The sequence below is a fragment of the Chloracidobacterium sp. genome (assembly GCA_016720705.1).
In the GTDB taxonomy this organism is placed as follows: Bacteria; Acidobacteriota; Blastocatellia; order Pyrinomonadales; family Pyrinomonadaceae; genus OLB17.
The window spans coordinates 388,968-407,679 of sequence record JADKKB010000005.1; the positions used below are offsets into that span (position 1 = coordinate 388,968).

Consider the following 18,712-nt stretch of genomic DNA (forward strand, 5'->3'; position numbering starts at 1 on the left):
AGAGACACGTATTACTCTCGGCACCGCGTCTTTGCGCAATTAGGACATCGATCTTTGCGCGTGATATTATTTTCGGTTTAACAACCACGAGATCCGCGGTGTTCCATACATTGCCGGACAACGGTTAAGTCAAGGTTGGCCATCAGAAAAGGATGATATTTTCCCGGCACAAATTATTGAGGATCAGTCAATGGACCGCCGTTGTAGCGATTATTTTTATAAGCAGCTGCAACATCGTAAAGACCGATCAAAAGACCGCGCGACTGCTCAAGACAGAAGATGCCGGACAGGCCGACCTCATCAAGGAGATAAATAGGTTTGCGAAGGTCAATTCTATCTATGCCAAGATGCGGCTCAAGTTCGAAGATAACTCGTTTGCCGAGTTTGGCAGTAAGGAAGTTTATCGTTCTGCCGACGGCGAAGTAGTTGTACAGCGGCCCGCGAGCATCTATATGAAGGTCAGCGTTCCGGTTGTAAAGTCGGACGTTGCTCAGATGACCTCGGATGGTAAGAATTTTCGCGTAGCGATCCTGAATGACGGCGGCTCGGGCAAATACAAAAAGTTCGTCAAGGGCACTAATAGTGCCAATTATTCGAAGCTCAGTAAAAATCTGAATTCGACCGATCTGGACAATGGTGCCGCGATCAAAGAAAGCGTAAACGCCTTTGCACAATTGCGTCCCCAGCACTTTACCGACGCGATGCTCGTCAGGCCGATCGACGCTGCAAATGTCTATATCACGAGTACCATTTTTCAAACCGAAGAAGACTCGACCCAAGCCAAAAAATCGCCGCTTCGGACCGTAATGCGGGGTTACTATCTGCTGGACGAATTGGTGAAACAGACGGATGGCTCGCTGCGGATCGAGAGGCGGTTCTGGTTTGACCGTGTCGGCGGTATCAGATTGGCACGCCAACAGATATTTGACGCCGACGGCGAAGTCGAGTCTGACATTATCTATGGTATGGAGGGCAAATTGACCGCGACCGGCGATTACGGCCATATGCCGCTTGAGATCCAAGTCACAAGGCCTAAGGAAAAGTACTCGATGAAGTTGACCTATCAGACGCCGGAAGACGTCGAGATCGGAGAAACTTATAAGGATTCGGCCTTTGTGCTCAAAAACACTTGGAATCTTGAGGAGGTCGATCTTGATCAGAAATTAAAAGACACTTTGACGGTCAAGTCGCCTTCGGCCAATACAGCGAATTCGTCCGGCAAGCAGTAAATCAACAAATGGCACCGATCTTAAAAGCAGAAAATCTAACCAAATCATACAAGGTCGGCAAGGTCGATGTTCCGGCTTTGCGCGGCGTTTCATTCGAGGTCGAAAAGGGCGAGTTTGTTGCGATAATGGGGCCCTCGGGATGCGGCAAATCGACACTGCTCCATCTACTTGGCGGACTGCTGAGCCCGACTAGCGGCAGCATCTTGATCGACGGCGAAGATCTCGCAAAGGTCAGCGACGCTCAGCGGACCGACATTCGCCGGCGTAAGATCGGCTTTGTGTTCCAACGTTTTAATCTGTTTCCGACGCTTACGGCGGACGGCAATCTAAAGCTTGCGGAAAAGATCCACACCGGCAACGGCGGCGGCAGTGCTGAAAATCGACGAAAGGTATTGAAACTCCTGCAGCTTGAAGATAAAATGCACCACAAACCGCTTGAGCTTTCCGGCGGCGAGCAGCAACGTGTCGCTTTGGCCCGGGCGGTGATCAATAGTCCGGCGATCATACTCGCGGACGAGCCGACAGGTAATCTCGACACTGAAAATTCGGCGATCGTGCTTGAGATGTTTCGCGAGCTTAACGAGGAACTCAATCAGACGATCATTATGATCACGCATAACCCGGAGGCTGCGGCAGTGTGTTCGCGGACGATCCAGATGCGTGACGGGCATATCATCAATTAGGTTTTGGCGTTATGAGAAAGATCATTTGGTGGGATTTTGAGAGAGCTTCGTGGCAGTGGGACGTACTTTGTCTATTGATAATGGCGTTTATCTTTTTGACACCAAAGACGTGGTTCGAAAAGGTAGAACAGAATGCAACCCAATCGCCCTCGGCGGTCGTCAAACCCACTTCGCCGGTTACTAAATAGTATCGGCGTTAAGGTATTGAATATGAAGAGTAGAGCAAAAGTTATCAGACTTGGATTGGCGGCCGTCGGCCTCGCGCTGTTTTTCGGCGTATTTGCGGCGGATGCAACTAACGCGCAGGTTCTGCGCGAGGTTCTCAACCGGATGGATCTCAACTACAAGGGCCTGAGTTCGCTGCAATCAGACGTTACACTTGTTAAGTACAATGATCAGATCGGAAAGAGCGATACGTCCATCGGCAGTACAAGCTATTTGCCGAAAACGCCGAAGCGGGTTATGTACGTCCGCATCGATTGGACCAAGCCTGTCGCTGAGAGCATCGTGGTGATCGGCGAAGATTACGTTATGTACCGCCCGACGCTGAGCCAGGTGATCAAGGGCAAGGCTAACAGTTCGAAAAACTCCAAGGTTCCCGGCAACGCACTTTCGTTCGTGAGTATGTCTAAGGCCCAACTTCAAGCAAACTATGACGTGGGGTATGTCGGCGAAGAAGAGATCAAAGGCGGGATCAAGACCTGGCACGTACTTTTGACGCCTAAGACGGCGACGAGTTACAAAACGGCCGAACTCTGGGTGGATGCCGATGGTATGCCGCGGCAAGCCCGGATCAATGAGAATAACGGCGATACGACGACGATACTTTTGTCCGCGATCAAAAAGAACGTCAAGCTTGATACCTCGGTGTTCAAGCTCTCATACCCGAGCGGCACCAAAGAGATCAAGGGTTAATTCGCCGTTGTTTATTAACAAAATCGAGCCCCGACCGAATCGTTTCGGTACGGGGCGATTTTATTGAATTTGAAATAGAACCGACCAGAATCTATAATCAGAAGTTTAGTTATCGCGGTCAGAAGATCTTATGCCAAAGGCAAGCAGTTTTAGCAGATTCACACGCGGAGTTCGCCACACGGTCCGGGCATTTGCCTCGACGCGGCATCCGGTGCTGGTACATATCGTGCCGATGCGTCGTTGTAATCTCGCCTGTACGTATTGCAACGAGTATGACAAAACGAGCGATCCGGTACCGATCGACGTAATGCTCAAGCGTATCGATAAACTCGCCGAATTCGGGTCGTCGGTGATCACTATTTCCGGCGGCGAACCGATGATGCACCCGGAGATATTCGAGATCATTGCCCGCATCCGCCATCACGGGATGATTGCGGGATTGATCTCTAACGGCTATTACTTTCAGGTCGATAAGATCAAAAAGCTGAATGAAGCAGGCCTCGATTATCTGCAGATCTCGATCGATAATGTGACGCCCGACGACGTTTCGAAAAAGAGCCTCAAGGTGCTCGATTCTAAGCTCGTCAATCTGCACGATCACGCCAAATTTAAGGTTAATATCAATTCTGTGGTCGGTGGCGGCGTTGCCAATCCGGATGAGGCTCTAATCATTGCAAACCGTGCTCTCGAACTCGGGTTTTCGTCTACGGTCGGCATCATTCACGACGGCGACGGCCTCAACAAGGGCCTGACGGACCGTGAAAAAGAGGTTTACAAAGAGATCAAGGCCAAAGGTGCCCGCTCCTATGCCCGTTGGAATTGGTTTCAGGACGAACTCGTGGACGGCGGCGAATACGAATGGCGTTGCCGTGCCGGATCTAGATATCTGTACGTTGACGAAGGCGGGATCGTTAGTTGGTGTTCCCAACAACGCGGAACACCGGGAATTCCGCTGCTCGAGTACACGCACGAAGACCTCAAACGCGAGTACCATACTGAAAAATGGTGCGCTCCGACCTGTACGATCCAATGCGTACATCAGGTAGGCCATCTCGACGCTTGGCGTGACCCGCAAATTTCGCTGGCTGATTATACCAAGCGTAATGGCGGATTGAAGAAGGAAACCGTCGCCAGTGTCATTAACGCGGAGTAGACCGCGACGTATGAACGATACTGTCAGAGCCTGGCACAAGATGGTCGAGTCCCGCGATGTCTCGGGGCTCGATTGGCTTCTGGCGGACGACGTTGTTTTCTATTCACCTGTCGTTCACACGCCGCAGTCAGGCAAGCCGATCACACTTCGATATCTGACGGCGGCTTACGGCGTATTCTTGAATGACACATTTCAATACGTCCGAGAGATTGTCGGCGATCACGATGCCGTACTCGAATTTGTCGTCGAGATCGACGGCATAACCGTAAATGGCGTGGATATGCTCAAATGGAATGAGAGCGGCAAACTCACGCAATTCAAAGTAATGATCCGTCCGCTTAAGGCAGTCGAACTGATTCACCAAAAAATGGCCGCAATGCTCGCTGGCCGTTCTTAAAAATTCCCACAATAGGATATTCTTTCCATAGCGAAGGTAAACGACTATGGTACACAACGAAATGCACCGCACGCATCGCATAGGCTGGTTGCGTGCGGCTGTTTTGGGGGCGAATGACGGCATCGTGTCGACGGCATCGTTGCTGATCGGTGTGGCTGCCGCCGACTCTGGACACAGTGCAGTGATGTTGGCCGGTGTCGCCGGTTTGTTTGCCGGAGCTCTGTCGATGGCCGCCGGTGAATATGTCTCGGTCCATTCACAAGCCGACACCGAAAAGGCGGATATTGAGCTTGAACGCAAGCACCTCGCCGACGAGCCCGAGTTTGAACTGCGTGAGCTTGCAGGGATCTACGAAGGCCGCGGCCTCGACCCGGAACTTGCACTGCAGGTGGCCGAACAGCTTATGGATCACGACGCTCTCGGTGCCCACACTCGCGACGAACTCGGGATCACCGACACGCTGAGTGCCAATCCGTTGCAGGCCGCAGTTTTTTCGGCTGTGAGTTTTGCTATTGGTGCGACATTGCCGCTGGTGGTAGCGTACTTTGCGCCCGGGCCGCTGATGATCTGGCTGATCGCGGCCAGTTCGCTGCTGTTTCTGGCCCTGCTTGGCGGCATTGCCGCACGTGCCGGCGGTGCGGGCATAGTGACCGGTGCGGTCCGAGTGTTATTCTGGGGAGCGATCGCTATGGGGGCGACGGCACTCGTCGGAAAACTCTTTGGCGCCGTCGTTTAGCCTGTTTGCGGATACTCACTGGTTTTATTTACGCGTCGATCTGTGTGATCGGATCGCCGATCCATTTCGGACGCGATCGCAGGCTTCTTTCCGTCTGTTGTAAACCAAATTTGAAATATCGGCGAATCACATCCCGAGGTTCGAAGAGATATTGATCATAAAGACCCTACAAATCGAATTCAGACATTGGCTGGAGTTTTTAACTATCGCCGGCGGCTCACTTCTGGGCAGTAAACTCAGGTCGATCCTGACTGTAGTTTCGGTGATGATCGGTGTTGCCTCAGTAGCGATCGTCTCGGCGTTACTTGCCGGAGCAAGTGCATTTGTGGTCAGTCAGGTAGCTAATTTTGCACCTGACGTAGTCCGGCTCGAAAAGGCCGCGTTTCAGGATTTTTCGGGTGACGGACAGGCCTTTGTGACCGCTCTTGCAAAACGGCCGGATATCTTGCCCGATGACCTCGACGCATTGCGAAAGCGTTTTGAGACACAACTTGAGATGGGTGCTGAGGTCACGGCCTCGTTACCGGTCCGAAATGCAGGCAAGACACTCAACGGCATCTCGATCCAGGGTGTTACGCCAAACATCACACAACTCACGACGTTAAAGGTCGCCACCGGACGCGAATTTAACGGCACCGACGATGAACTTCGGCGAAATGTCTGTATCATCGGCGCCGACGTGGCAGACGGCCTGTATCCGACCGAGAGTCCGATCGGCAAAGAACTGAGGATCGGCCAACTTCCTTACACGGTCATTGGCGTTGCCGAACCTCGTGGGTCGATATTCGGGTCGTCACAGGATGGATTTGCTCTGATACCGCTGGGGACATTCTCAAAGATCTTCGGTGAACGAACCCGTTCGATCTCGATACTTGCCAGGTCGCTGGCCTCAGCCGGACTGTCGGTCGCAGAGACCGAGGAGGCACTGCGGTTGGGAGTACGACTGAGCCGTAAGTTGGACTCAGACGTCGGTGATGATTTCAGCCTGGTTACCGCCAAGAGTGTTCAGACATTTACGTCGAATCTGACCGGCCTGATCGGGGTGATCACTTTCCCTCTGACTCTGATCGCATTGGCGGTGGGCGGCATCGTGGTTATGAATATGATGCTCGCATCCGTTACCGAACGGACGCGTGAGATCGGGATCCGTTTGGCGATCGGGGCAACGCGGCGTGACATCCTGACGCAGTTCTTGTTCGAGGCGTTGCTGCTCACGATCGCCGGCGGTATCTGCGGAGTTACATTTGCATTTTTGCTGATCGAGTTGGTCGCGTGGATCACCGCTCTACCGCTGTTTATGCCTATCGGATCGGTGGTCACGGCGATCTTGATGTCCTGTTTCGTGGGTATCGTATTTGGTGTGATACCGGCGCGTCGAGCGGCAAAACTCGATCCGATCGAGGCTCTTCGCAGCGAATAGTGGGTATATGAGTCTAAACCTCCAAATTGCCAAAGATACGGTCACAGCGGTGTTTGCGTCGCTGTGGTCGTACAAACTGCGTGCCGCACTGACCCTGACGGGCGTGATCATCGGAACGGCGGTCGTCTCGATGGTCGGAGCGATCCTCACAGGACTTTCCGAAAGGGTCGCCGCCGTGACGGAAGAGTCATCGCCGAATGCAATCTATTTTACAAAAGGAGCGAAGATCGGGCCTTCGTTTGAAACACCGACGGCCGAGGAACGTCAGCGGAAGGAACTGACGTACGAGGACGCCCTCGCGATAGCAGCGTTGCCGGGGCTTAAGGCGGTTTCGCCGCAGAAAGTGATCGGCGATTACGGCCCGACCGCAAATCCGCCAAAGATCAACGGAAATGGCCGCGAGGGTTTTAATCCGTTGATCCTCGGCGTCTGGGAAAATTATCCTGAGATAAGTTCGATCACTCTCGCATCCGGACGCTTTTTTACAGATTACGAACGAAAAAACAGGAGTGCCGTCGCCGTGCTCGGCCACCGCATCGCGACCCAGATCTTCGAAGACAGCGACCCGATCGATCAGACCGTTAAGATCAATGGCCGCATATTCCGGGTGGTCGGCGTCGTCGCTGATCCGGCGGGCCAGGGCGTGATCGGCAGTGACGATATCGAGCTGCGCTCGGTTTACATCCCATTTGAAACTGCTCTGAAATTTTATCCCGAGATCAAAAATACCGTGATCTGCGTCAGAGCATTTCAGGGCAAAACTGACGAGGCACTCGACGAGGTCTCGGCCGTACTGCGCCAGCGACGCGGCGTCGGGCCAAATGAGCCCAATAATTTTGGAGCCAATAAGGCGGAGCAGATCTTTGAAGTCGTCAATCAAGCTATCTCGGGCCTTGCGGCCATCGTCGTTCCGATCGCACTCGCAAGCCTTCTGGTAGGCGGCCTTGGCGTAATGAATATAATGCTTGTCTCAGTTACCGAACGCACTGCCGAGGTTGGGATCCGGCGGGCGGTCGGTGCAAAAAAATCCGACATTCTCTTTCAGTTTTTGACTGAGGCCGTGGTATTGACGGGGTTTGGCGGTATTATCGGTATTCTCATCGGTCTGGCTGCGGCATTGCTCATCCGGCTTGCCATCAGTTTTCCGACAGTTGTTCCGCTGTGGGCTGTGGTTTCGGGCTTTTTCACGTCGATGCTGATCGGTCTCGTCGCCGGCATCTATCCGGCGTGGCGAGCGGCCAATCTCGATCCGGTCCACGCGATGCGCGGCGATTGATCGGCCGTGCATTCACGCCTCTTTCGGCGCTTGTAACTAAAGCCATTTGAGCATAATCTTTTGATAGGCGCCGGAGAATTTGTCTTTCCCGGCAGTTTCTCCGAATCTTCATTCTCTGGAGGTTGAAATGGAGAATATACGAGATCGAGCCCGCAACGTCATTGACGCAAATCTGCCATTCAATGCCATTTACACGTCGAATCAGAATCCGCCGTTTTACCAAAACGAGTTTTCAAGGCTTACTAACACAAGTCACTTGGTCCTGATGGCCAACTGGGAAGCCGGAGGCCGTATGACGGCTTGTAATGGATTCGTCAATTGGTATGCCCAGCAGATCGGAATTAAGGACATCACCAACTGGTTCAATCTAGAGCAGGCTCTCGGTTATATGTACAAAACTGACGCGTGGGTCACCCCTGCGGCCGGGCTCAGGCCGAAATACGGTGATATTTTGCGACACAAAAAGTATCACGTCGACGTAGCACTTGATTTCGAAGGGCCGTTTCTTGTTCGGGCGGCCGCCGGACAGGGCGACGGAACAGAGCACAGTATGCACCGGCGACCGCCGTTTACTCAGGAGGCTCTGTTGTCGGAATATGACGTTCTGCGTCGGGTTCGGGGCGATTTGCCGTACGACCCATTTAAGCTCGAAGGCTGGCTTGATATCGAGCTATATTTCTCTTCGCCTCAGTTCGTGCCTGTACCGGAGTGGTTGGTCGGATGGTGGCATATCTATTGGCGCGGACAGGACTATTATTACTATTTTGACCGCGACTATGTTGTTAAATGGACGCAGGTCAGACCTCCGACGTGGATAACTCCGTTCGGTGAGAGCGGAAAAGGTACTTTTTCCGTCGATTATCCTTTCGTGACCACGATGTGGGACCAAACGGGTACGATCGAGAAGTTTGTTATCGAGCCTTTGTCCGACGATAGGAATATGGCCGGTATGCTCAACGATACCGAGATAATCACCGCCGTAAAGATGTAGCTCGTAGCGGCTGAGCAACCCAAATTGGAGAAAGCACGGTTTTCGCTTATCATTTTTAGATCAACTATTGTTTATGAAAAAGCTGATCGAATGTGTCCCAAACTTTAGCGAAGGCCGCGATATGGGCGTGATCAAACAGATCACCGATGAGATCGAACGGATCGACGGCGTCAAACTGCTCGATGTCGATCCCGGGGCGACCACCAATCGCACCGTAGTTACCTTCGTCGGTGAGCCCGAGGCTGTCATCGAAGCAGCCTTTGCCGCCGTTAAAATGGCTCAGGAACTGATCGATATGCGCCATCACAGAGGCGACCATCCGCGCTTTGGGGCGACAGATGTTTGCCCACTGGTGCCGATTTCGGGCGTCACGATGGATGAGACGGCCGAGTATGCCCGGCGACTTGCCAAACGTATCGGCAGCGAACTTTCGATCCCTGTATATTGCTACGAAGATGCGGCATTCCAAGACGATCGCCGCAATCTCGCCAACTGTCGCGAGGGCGAGTACGAAGCGCTGCCCGAAAGGCTTGTGAGCGACGATTGGCAGCCCGACTTTGGCCCCGCTGAATTTACGGAGACCGTGGCACGTTCCGGTGCGACGGCCGTGGGGGCTCGAGACTTTCTGATCGCGGTAAATTTCAATCTGAACACGACCTCGACGCGGCGGGCAAACGCCATTGCTTTCGACGTTCGCGAAAAGGGACGCCCGCTGCGTGAGGGCAACCCGATCACCGGCAAAGCCGTGGTCGATGATAACGGCGAACCGGTGATGCTGCCCGGTACGCTCAAGGGAACCAAGGCGATCGGCTGGTTTATCGAGGAATACGGCATCGCTCAGGTGTCGATGAATATCACAAACCTCAGCGAAACGCCGCTTCACGTCGCCTTTGACGAGGTCAGCGAAAAGGCTCGATCGCGCGGAATTCGGGTTACGGGCCTCGAGATCGTCGGCCTCGTTCCAAAAAAGGCGATCATCGATGCCGGAGAATATTATTTGACGAAACAGCAGCGGTCGCTCGGTATTACCGACGCCGAGATCATTAAGATCGCGATCAGATCGATGGGGCTCGACGATCTCAAACCCTTTATTGCGGACGAAAAGATCATCGAATACGTAATTGCCGCCGGAGAATCTGTAAAGAGGCTCGTCGATATGACCTGTGTCGAATTTGCCGACGAAACCGCGTCGGAATCACCGGCGCCGGGCGGCGGTTCGATCTCGGCTTATCTCGGGGCGTTGGGTGCGGCACTGGCGGCGATGGTCGCTAATCTCTCTTCGCACAAGGCGGGTTGGGATGACCGTTGGGAAGAGTTTTCGGATCAGGCGGTCAGGGCACAATTGATCAAGGACGATCTGCTCGCACTTGTTGACGAAGACACTAACTCATTTAACCTCGTGATGGACGCATTCGGCTTGCCCAAAACTACCGCCGAAGAAAGGTCGGCCCGCACTGACGCCATTCAGCAGGCGACCAAATACGCGACCGAGGTGCCTCTCCGAACGATGCGGCGGACGTTTGACGCATTTGAAGTGATACGGGCAATGGCCGAAAACGGAAACCCAAATTCTGTGACAGACGCCGGCGTCGGAGCTCTTTGCGCCCGTTCGGCGATTATGGGAGCGTTTCTGAATGTCAAAATCAACGCGGCGGGCCTCAAAGACCGAGCATTTGCGGATGAAATATTGACGGAAGGCTCCGAGATCGAAAAGCGAACTATCGTGCAGGAAACTGAGATAATGCAGATCGTTAACCAAAAGATCGGCTGATCATTTGCCTCGGCAATATTGGCTGATGCACGGGAGGATCAGATCAGCGTTCCGCTAGATGGGCACCCACCGTCCACACGATCACTGAGCTCGAAAGTCCAAAACCGGAAAGGCGGCCAGCCATCATAATGATCGTTTCCCCCACATTCACCGCCCCGGTCTCCAGTAGCGTTTGCTCGCCGACGGTGAGCATTTCGCCGGTCGTACCGCGGTCTTCGTGCAGGTGCGGCGTGACTCCCCAGATCAACGCAAGCTGATTACAGGCGTCCTGCGATGTCGTAAGTGCAAAGGACTGAAGCCCGGAACGCACGTTTGAAAGTCGTCTGGCCATCAGGCCTGATTCCGTGAATACAGCGATCTTTTCGGTCCGGATCTCCTTGGCGGCGTAGGCGGCGGCCTTGCATAGTGCCTGGCTTGTCCGTCCGGACGGCGGTTGCGTGAGCTTGACCGGTTTTTTGAGCATTTCAGGCTTGATCGTCTCCGCCGAGTCGATGATCTTGACCATTGTTTTGACCGATTCGACCGGAAACTTACCGCTGGCTGTCTCGGCCGAGAGCATCACGGCGTCCGTTCCATCCCACACGGCATTGGCGACATCCGAGGCCTCAGCACGGGTCGGAAACGGATTTTCGATCATCGATTGCAGCATCTGCGTCGCGGTGATGACAAATTTGTCGTGGGCGACGGCAAGCTCGATGATCCGCTTTTGGTAAACGGGAACGAGTTCGACGCTAGTCTCGACTCCGAGATCGCCGCGAGCGACCATCAGGCCGTCGGTTTCCTCAATTATCTCTATTAGATTCTCGATCGCCTCCGCTTTCTCGATCTTGGCGACGAGCAGGGCACGCCCAAGCTTACGCTTATTCAGTCGCTTGATAATGTCCTTGACCTCTTTGCAATCGGCCGCAGTTCGGACAAATGAAAGTGCGATGTAATCGACATTCTGGGCCATTGCCCATTCGAGGTCGACGCGGTCCTTTTCCGTGAGCGAAGGTATCGGCAGCGGCGTATTGGGCAGATTGATGCCTTTTCTCTCGCTCAACACGCCGCCCGTTACGACGCGGCAGATGACGTCCGTCGCAGTTTTAGATTCGACAATGAGCTCGAGAGCACCGTCGTCGAGCAAGATCCGTGCACCGGGCGTGACCGAGTCAGGAAGTTCGGCAAACGTGGTTGAGACGATAGTTTCGTCGCCGACAATGTCTCGCGTCGTTATGGTGAACCCCGCACCGTCGCGGAGGATCACGCTTTGGCCGTCTTTCAACGTACGCGTGCGGATCTTCGGGCCGGACAGATCTACGAGTATTGCCAAAGGCTTGCCGACATTTGCCGCCGCGGCCCGTGCCGTCGAGACAGCGGTGGTGTGTTCGTCGACAGTTCCGTGTGACATATTGATCCGGACGGCGTTAACGCCGGCGGAGATCATTGTTTCGATGGTGGTTTGGTCTTTCGTCGCGGGGCCGAGTGTGGCCAGGATCTTAGCTCTTCGCATTGCTTTGATTCTAACGCAAAGTTGCGGAGATTCTAAGAGGCAAAGCAAAGTAATCCGGCGGGTTGGCCATTACCGCGATCACTATTTGGTGGTAAATGAGCTTAGCTTTTTGGAAAAACTCAAAACCGTCGCGACATACGTCGAGTGTGACCAGGTGAGCGGCGAAACCGAAGCGGCCTGGCCCGAAATGGGTTCGATCTGTTCGGCCAGCACACCCGAAGGCATTGCGAGCCCGGCCGTCGATTCGATAATATTGCGAGCCTGTTCGAGTTCGTCCGCCGACTTTGCTCGAGCGATATAAAATTCGGCAAGCCACAGCGAGCAGATGAACCAGGTATTGCCGGTGACGGAGTCGCTTTCACGCATATAGCCGTCATTTTCAAATCGAGCGACGCCGCCCACGGCCGTTTTATTGGTCAAGGTTGCCTCGATCGCCGCCATCGTATTTACGACCATCGGGTCGTCGGGAGTAAAACAGCCAAAATAGAAAATACCGAATAGCGAGGCGTCAATGGTCGGGTCAGGGTAGAGCGAGTCGTCGCCATTTGCCAAAAGCCCTCGCAAAAATCGGCCCAGCTCGTGGCTATACAGATGCTCACGCATCGCATCGACGATCTCATTTGCGGCGGCGGCATAATTAACCGCTAGATCGCTGTCACCGAACATATTTGCAAAATTTACGGCTGCCCGCAGCCCCGCAACGACCGTTGCACACGTAAACGTATGCACACCGCGGCGGTCCTCCCACAGATTCCAGCTCGGCTTCGGAAGCTTCGTTTCAGGGTCGCGAAATCCGGCGATAAAGTTGGCACATTTTACGATCAGGCTCTGATAGAGTTCCCCGACAAACTCCTCATCCGGATGCATCGAATAATGCTCCCAGAGAGCCCAGAGTACGAGTGCCGTCTCATCCTCCTGGATCGGCAACATAGGTTTCTTGGTGTATTTATCCCAATACGAATGCCATCCGGAACCGACCGATCCATCGGGGTTATATTTTTGGAGAAAATAGCCGCGTTCGTGGACGATGCGTGAGCAGAGATCAAAGAAATTGTGTGAATACGACGAGTATCCCGCCTGATCCATTGCGTTGGCGACAAATGACCCATCTCGCGGCCATAGGTAACTATAATGATCGGTCGCCCGTTCGGTCACCTCGCTGTCATTGGCTGCAATGATCGCTCCGTGCATATCGATCTGCGTGCGGATGATCAGCAAACTTCGCCGGTATAGTTTGAAAGCGGTCTCTGAAAGGCCGGAAATGGCTAGACTGCCCTCTTCGAGCCAAGCCAGTGAACCGCCGGTCGCGTGGCTGATAAAGCTCTCCGCACCGGCCTTTATGATCTTGCTGTTGATCGCCTCGACCTCACTGTGCGCCGTGCCGGCGGCGATCCAATAGTGAAACTCAGCCTGACCGTTGGCCTCCAGAGCGAGATGCACCCCGATGGTGAAATCCACCGAACCCTCAGTGATCGCTCCGCCCTGCAGGTCGCCGTCCTCGGCATCGCGCCACGTGCCTTCGCTATTTCGAAAGGCCTTTCGCCCGGTCGCAAACTGATCGAAATGCGGATATGTATTCACCAAAAAATAGCGATGCTTTTTGTAATGAATGAGTGCGAGAGTTTCGGGGTCGTAAAAGGCGGTGTCGCCGACCTTATTCTCGTATAAACGAAAGTCCTGATGAAGAAAAACGCGGACCTCGCGTGACTGTGAATGCAGGTCGCGGACGGTAATCCGGCGGATGAACACGTTTTGCGCCTCAGCGACGGCATCGCAGCATTTGATCTCGATCCCGAGATGGTCATTTGTGAGAGTTACATCAGTGACGGGAGCATTGTCGACGTATCTGAGTGTGCGGGTCCATTCGTCCGCAAATATCCAAGAAAAGGTTCCATCGACCCAGATGCCAAAACGAAATGGAAAGCCCTCACTATGATTTTCCTGACCGACGTGCGGAAAGTATATATCACGAATTTGGTATTTGTCGTCAAAATTAACAAGCAGGCTACCGTTACCGACCGGAATGTCTCTCATTTGATCTAAGGTTCAATTGCTATTGACTGCGGTCTCAACGGCCTTTTCGAGGTCAATTTTAACGCCCGCGCCATAGCCTACAAATTTTTGTACCAGCTTACCCGAACGGTCGAAGATCGCAGTTTGCGGGATCGAACTCGTTTCGGCAAATATGAAGCGGTTAAGGGCGTCTTCGGGGACGGCGATCGGGTAATTGATCTTGGTCAATTTGGTAAACTCGGGCACCTTGTCGATATCTTCCTGTCCGCCGACGTTCAGTCCGATGACGACGAGTTTGTCCGGGCCATATTTTTCGAGTAAGGCGTTAAGGTGCGGGATCTCTTCGCGGCACGGCCCACAATACGTCGCCCAAAAGTCCAGGATGACTGCTTTTCCCTGATAGCTGCCCAGCTTGTTTACAAAACCGTCGGTGGTCGTCCATTCCATTTCCGTAAGCGGCTTGGATGGCGGCATAGGTACGCCGGGCTGCGGGACATCATTTACCGAGACCGGCCGGTTAGACACCGCAACGGGTGCCGCTGCGGGCCGACAGCCGACAAACATCAAGGGAATCAAGACGAGTGTAATAAGTAATGCCGATTTCATAGACACTGCTATGTTAATGGACAGGCCGCGATTTGTAAAAGAATTGTGCCGTCGATTTGCCGGTGTGACATTTATCGTTAACATTTAGCTGTGACTCAACTTACGCCCGAGATACTCGAACTTAGCCTGCGGCCGAAAAATGCGGGCATCGCGGCCGATGCCGATGGGTTCGGCGCGGACGTCGATCTCGCGTGCGGTTCGGTAGTCAGATTTTCGATAAGTCTTAGCATTGACGGAAAAGCTGTGACCGGCGTCCGATTTAATTCAAACGGTTGCGGATATATGGTCGCGGTGGCGGACGCCCTGTCTTCTCACCTTTCGGGCCGACATTTGAACAGCCTCGGCGGCCTGCAGCAAATAGATCTGGCCGAGACTATTTCAACGATCGTCGGGCCGATCCCGCACGAACGTCGTCATTGTGCCGCAACGTGTATCGCCGCCGTCCGCAACGCATTTGCCAATTGCCGCGAGCGGCGAATTGCCGGATTTCACGGCGACGACCCTTTGATCTGTAGCTGTTTCGGCGTTGGCGAAAACACGATCCGAGCCGTTATCGAGCAAAATAATGCCGATTCTGTTGACGCCGTGACTACGGCGTGCAATGCCGGCGGCGGATGCGGTTCTTGCCGAATGCTCATTCAGGAACTGATCGATTCAGTTATCGAGCCTATTTGAGGTATGCTATACTTTTGGCAAATCACCGCTATTGCGTGTGACGCCCGAGTTGTGCTGATGGCCGACTCAGGAAAATATTAACCTGACATAACTGATGGATGACCCTGCTAGTTCGTTCGCATTTTTCTTCGACTCAACCACCGCTGTGGACGAACCTACCGCTTTAATATCAATTTCCAAGTTGCTCTTGGTAGTTTTTCTGGTGCTCGCAAACGGCTTTTTTGTCGCGAGCGAGTTTGCCCTTGTCGCTGTGCGTAAGACACGGATCGAGGCACTCGCGGCCGACAACCGTTCTGCCCAGCGTGTACTCAACATACTTAACAACCTAAGTGCCTATATCTCGGCGACACAGTTGGGCATCACGCTGGCCTCGCTCGGCCTCGGTTGGGTCGGCGAACCGGCGGTCGCAGGATTGATCGAGCCGGCTCTGGTGTATTTAGGGCAGGTCACAGGTGCTGCATTTCTCGCGTCGGGCCCGGTGATGCACGCGATCTCGTTTGCGATCGCGTTCTCATTTATCACTTTCCTGCACATTGTTTTTGGCGAACTTGCACCGAAAACGGCCGCTCTCGAACTTTCGGAACGCATCGCGATGCTCGTAGCTTTGCCGCTCGAGGTTTTTTACAAGATATTCAGTTACCCGATCAGGGCTCTTGACTGGACCGGTACTCGGACCGTTCGCCTATTCGGTCTGCTTCCGTCCGGCGAGCACGGTTCGAGCTATAGTGAGGACGAGATCCGCCATTTGATCAAACTGTCACAGGAGAGCGGACAGATCAATGCCGAAGAGCAAAAGCTGATCAACAAGGTGTTCGAGTTTTCGGAAACGACCGTCAAGGAAGCGATGATACCGCGAACCGAGATCGTAGCGATCGCCGCGGGCAGTTCGTTTGAGGCGATCGCCAGATCATTTGGCGAACACGGTTACTCGCGTTTGCCGGTCTATCGGGACTCGCTCGATGATATCGTCGGCGTGATCCACAGCAAAGACCTTCTAGCGTTCACGCAAAAATCGAGATCTTTCAAGATCGAAAGCGTCATCCACAAGCCTAATTATGTGGTCGATACCGCAAAGCTCGAAGATGTCCTGCGGCAGATGCAGAAAGAGAAGTTTCACTTTGGCTTTGTCGTCGATGAGCACGGCGGCGTGGAGGGCATTATCACAATCGAAGACCTGCTAGAAGAGATCGTCGGTGATATCTCCGACGAGCACGACGAGGAAGTCAACGAACAGATCGACCAGCAGGCGGACGGCAGTTATCTGCTCGATGGCGGCCTTGCAGTGCGTGATCTTAACCGTCGTCTGGAAATCAGTATTCCGGTCTCAGACGGCTATACAACGATCGCCGGATTTCTGATGGCCGAGTCCGGCCAACTGTTGGCCGAGGGCGAGACGGTTCCATTCAACGGCCATATTTTTACTATCGAAAAGGTAGATAAACGCCGCATTATCGAGGTCAGATTGACTCGATCGGCGCCTCGGGTCGCCGAGGTATAAGTGGCGCGGCACTCAAAATGCCGATAAATAGGGATTAAATAAAGTTCTTAGGAGCATAATATAAAAATGAGTTATATAGAACAGATCTGGGCGAGAGAGATACTCGATTCGAGGGGCAATCCGACGATCGAAGCAGAGGTAGTTTTAGAAGACGGTTCGATGGGCCGAGCGGCGGTCCCGAGTGGTGCTTCGACCGGTGAGAATGAAGCGGTCGAACTCCGCGACGGCGACAAGCTCCGTTACCTTGGCAAGGGCGTCGAAAAGGCCGTCGAGCACGTCAACGAGACGATCTCACGCGAGCTCGAGGGCCTCGATGCTCTCGATCAGACGCTTGTCGATGAGACGATGATCGGACTCGACGGCACTCATAATAAATCAAAACTGGGAGCGAACGCGATCCTTGCCGTTTCGATGGCAAACGCGCGTGCCGCCGCCGCGTCGCTCGAAATACCGCTCTACAAGTATATCGGCGGTGCTAACGCCAAGACGCTGCCGGTGCCGATGATGAATATCCTCAATGGCGGAGCTCACGCGGATAATAACGTCGATTTTCAGGAATTTATGATAATGCCGGTCGGTGCCGCGAGTTTCAGCGAGGCTCTGCGAACCGGTGCTGAGATCTTTCATACGCTGAAAGGCGTGCTCAAATCGCGGGGCTATTCGACATCCGTCGGCGACGAAGGCGGCTTTGCACCAAATCTCAAATCGAATCACGAAGCGGTCGAGACCATCCTCGAGGCGATCGAAAAGGCAGGATACCGAGCCGGTGAAAACGTGATGATCGCTCTGGATCCGGCGGCAAGCGAATTTTACAGCAATGGCAAGTATGTCTTTAAGAAGTCCGACAAACGTGAGCTTTCGTCTGACGAAATGGCGGCGTATTGGGCCGATTGGTGCTCCAAATATCCGATCATCTCGATCGAAGACGGAATGGCCGAGAACGATTGGGCAGGATGGAAGAATCTGACCGATGCCGTCGGCAATAAAGTTCAGCTTGTCGGCGACGATCTCTTTGTGACCAATACCAAGTTTTTGCAACGCGGGATCGACGAGGGAACGGCAAATTCGATCCTGATCAAGGTCAACCAGATCGGAACATTGACCGAGACACTGGACGCGATCGAGCTTGCCAAGACCCATAATATGACCGCGGTCATATCGCATCGCTCGGGCGAAACCGAAGATTCGTTTATTGCCGATCTCGCCGTCGCGACCAATGCGGGTCAGATCAAGACGGGCAGTCTCTGCCGTAGCGACCGTATCGCCAAATACAATCAACTGCTGCGTATCGAAGAGGACCTTGGCGATTCTGCCCGATATCCGGGACGAAAGGCGTTTTACCAGCTCCGGTAATGGATATCCGCGAGGCACTGCTTGCCGAGCATTCACGCTTGCAAACGATGAAGGTCGTCGGTTATATTGACGGCGACGCCGATCGTTTTGCCGAGTTAGTGCGGTTGTTTCTGGGCGATGAATATCGAGTTTCGCAGCGTGCCGCAGCGGCGGTCGGGTATTGTGTCGAGCATCGGCACGAACTTGTCCGGCCGTATTTCGGGAAGTTCGTTGCCCAACTCGAGCACACCGATGCACATCCGGCGATCCGACGAAATATCCTAAGGCTGTTGCAGTTCGTCGAGATACCGATCGGTTTCCGGGCCAAGGCGTATGATGCGTGCATCGGTCTGATCGATGATCCGAATGAGCCTGTCGCCGTTAGGGCGTTCGCAATGACCGTTGCTGCTAATATCGCCCGTGAGCATCCTGACTTGATGCGGGAACTGCGTTCGATCGTCAACGCACATCTGGGCAACACAACGATCGCGTTCCGCGTCCGGGCCCGCACAATACTTGCTTGAT

18 protein-coding genes are annotated in these 18,712 nt (G+C 53.7%); 15 read left to right on the forward strand and 3 right to left on the reverse strand.

Features of this window, described 5'->3' with window-relative positions:
- Positions 1–176 precede the first annotated feature (176 nt).
- From IPQ00_04980 to ftcD, 11 genes are all read left to right on the forward strand, one after another.
- Positions 177–1,229, forward strand: a complete 1,053-nt coding sequence (locus IPQ00_04980; GenBank protein ID MBL0239914.1) for a hypothetical protein — start codon at positions 177–179, stop codon at positions 1,227–1,229.
- 8 nt (positions 1,230–1,237) lie between these two features.
- A complete protein-coding gene (locus IPQ00_04985) occupies positions 1,238–1,912 on the forward strand; it encodes an ABC transporter ATP-binding protein (protein MBL0239915.1) in 675 nt (224 codons plus the stop codon).
- Positions 1,913–1,923: 11 nt separating this feature from the next.
- On the forward strand, positions 1,924–2,100 hold the full coding sequence (locus IPQ00_04990) for a hypothetical protein (protein ID MBL0239916.1): 177 nt from the start codon (positions 1,924–1,926) through the stop codon (positions 2,098–2,100).
- Positions 2,101–2,122: 22 nt separating this feature from the next.
- Complete coding sequence (locus IPQ00_04995; protein ID MBL0239917.1) at positions 2,123–2,827, forward strand: outer membrane lipoprotein carrier protein LolA; 705 nt, start codon at positions 2,123–2,125, stop codon at positions 2,825–2,827.
- 130 nt (positions 2,828–2,957) lie between these two features.
- Positions 2,958–3,980, forward strand: a complete 1,023-nt coding sequence (locus IPQ00_05000; GenBank protein ID MBL0239918.1) for a radical SAM protein — start codon at positions 2,958–2,960, stop codon at positions 3,978–3,980.
- Positions 3,981–3,990: 10 nt separating this feature from the next.
- Positions 3,991–4,377: a nuclear transport factor 2 family protein gene (locus IPQ00_05005; GenBank protein MBL0239919.1), complete on the forward strand. Its 387-nt coding sequence runs from the start codon at positions 3,991–3,993 to the stop codon at positions 4,375–4,377.
- A gap of 46 nt (positions 4,378–4,423) precedes the next feature.
- A complete protein-coding gene (locus IPQ00_05010) occupies positions 4,424–5,113 on the forward strand; it encodes a VIT family protein (GenBank protein MBL0239920.1) in 690 nt (229 codons plus the stop codon).
- A 151-nt stretch (positions 5,114–5,264) separates the two neighbouring features.
- A complete protein-coding gene (locus tag IPQ00_05015; protein ID MBL0239921.1) occupies positions 5,265–6,533 on the forward strand; it encodes an ABC transporter permease in 1,269 nt (422 codons plus the stop codon).
- Between the two features lie 7 nt (positions 6,534–6,540).
- Positions 6,541–7,809 carry an ABC transporter permease gene (locus tag IPQ00_05020; GenBank protein MBL0239922.1) on the forward strand — a complete coding sequence of 423 codons (1,269 nt, stop codon included), beginning with the start codon at positions 6,541–6,543 and terminating at the stop codon, positions 7,807–7,809.
- A 127-nt stretch (positions 7,810–7,936) separates the two neighbouring features.
- Complete coding sequence (locus IPQ00_05025; GenBank protein MBL0239923.1) at positions 7,937–8,800, forward strand: hypothetical protein; 864 nt, start codon at positions 7,937–7,939, stop codon at positions 8,798–8,800.
- A gap of 73 nt (positions 8,801–8,873) precedes the next feature.
- On the forward strand, positions 8,874–10,571 hold the full coding sequence (ftcD, locus tag IPQ00_05030) for a glutamate formimidoyltransferase (GenBank protein MBL0239924.1): 1,698 nt from the start codon (positions 8,874–8,876) through the stop codon (positions 10,569–10,571).
- Positions 10,572–10,614: 43 nt separating this feature from the next.
- On the opposite strand, the gene pyk is transcribed toward ftcD, so the two are convergent.
- The 3 genes from pyk to IPQ00_05045 form a co-directional block, all read right to left on the reverse strand.
- Positions 10,615–12,063 carry a pyruvate kinase gene (gene pyk, locus IPQ00_05035; protein MBL0239925.1) on the reverse strand — a complete coding sequence of 483 codons (1,449 nt, stop codon included), beginning with the start codon at positions 12,061–12,063 and terminating at the stop codon, positions 10,615–10,617.
- Between the two features lie 81 nt (positions 12,064–12,144).
- The gene (locus tag IPQ00_05040; GenBank protein ID MBL0239926.1) at positions 12,145–14,097 is read right to left on the reverse strand and encodes a glycoside hydrolase family 15 protein; all 1,953 of its coding nucleotides are present in this window, start codon (positions 14,095–14,097) and stop codon (positions 12,145–12,147) included.
- A gap of 12 nt (positions 14,098–14,109) precedes the next feature.
- Entirely contained in the window at positions 14,110–14,682 is a 573-nt protein-coding gene (locus tag IPQ00_05045) for a redoxin domain-containing protein (GenBank protein MBL0239927.1), read from the reverse strand.
- A gap of 90 nt (positions 14,683–14,772) precedes the next feature.
- Here IPQ00_05045 and IPQ00_05050 point away from each other — a divergent pair, with 90 nt between their 5' ends.
- The 4 genes from IPQ00_05050 (at position 14,773) to IPQ00_05065 (ending at position 18,711) form a co-directional block, all read left to right on the forward strand.
- Complete coding sequence (locus tag IPQ00_05050; GenBank protein MBL0239928.1) at positions 14,773–15,357, forward strand: (2Fe-2S)-binding protein; 585 nt, start codon at positions 14,773–14,775, stop codon at positions 15,355–15,357.
- 94 nt (positions 15,358–15,451) lie between these two features.
- Complete coding sequence (locus tag IPQ00_05055) at positions 15,452–16,855, forward strand: HlyC/CorC family transporter (GenBank protein MBL0239929.1); 1,404 nt, start codon at positions 15,452–15,454, stop codon at positions 16,853–16,855.
- 66 nt (positions 16,856–16,921) lie between these two features.
- A complete protein-coding gene (gene eno / locus IPQ00_05060; protein MBL0239930.1) occupies positions 16,922–18,208 on the forward strand; it encodes a phosphopyruvate hydratase in 1,287 nt (428 codons plus the stop codon).
- The gene (locus IPQ00_05065) at positions 18,208–18,711 is read left to right on the forward strand and encodes a hypothetical protein (GenBank protein MBL0239931.1); all 504 of its coding nucleotides are present in this window, start codon (positions 18,208–18,210) and stop codon (positions 18,709–18,711) included. Before eno ends, IPQ00_05065 begins: the two co-directional genes overlap by 1 nt.
- The last annotated feature ends 1 nt before the right edge of the window (position 18,712 follow it).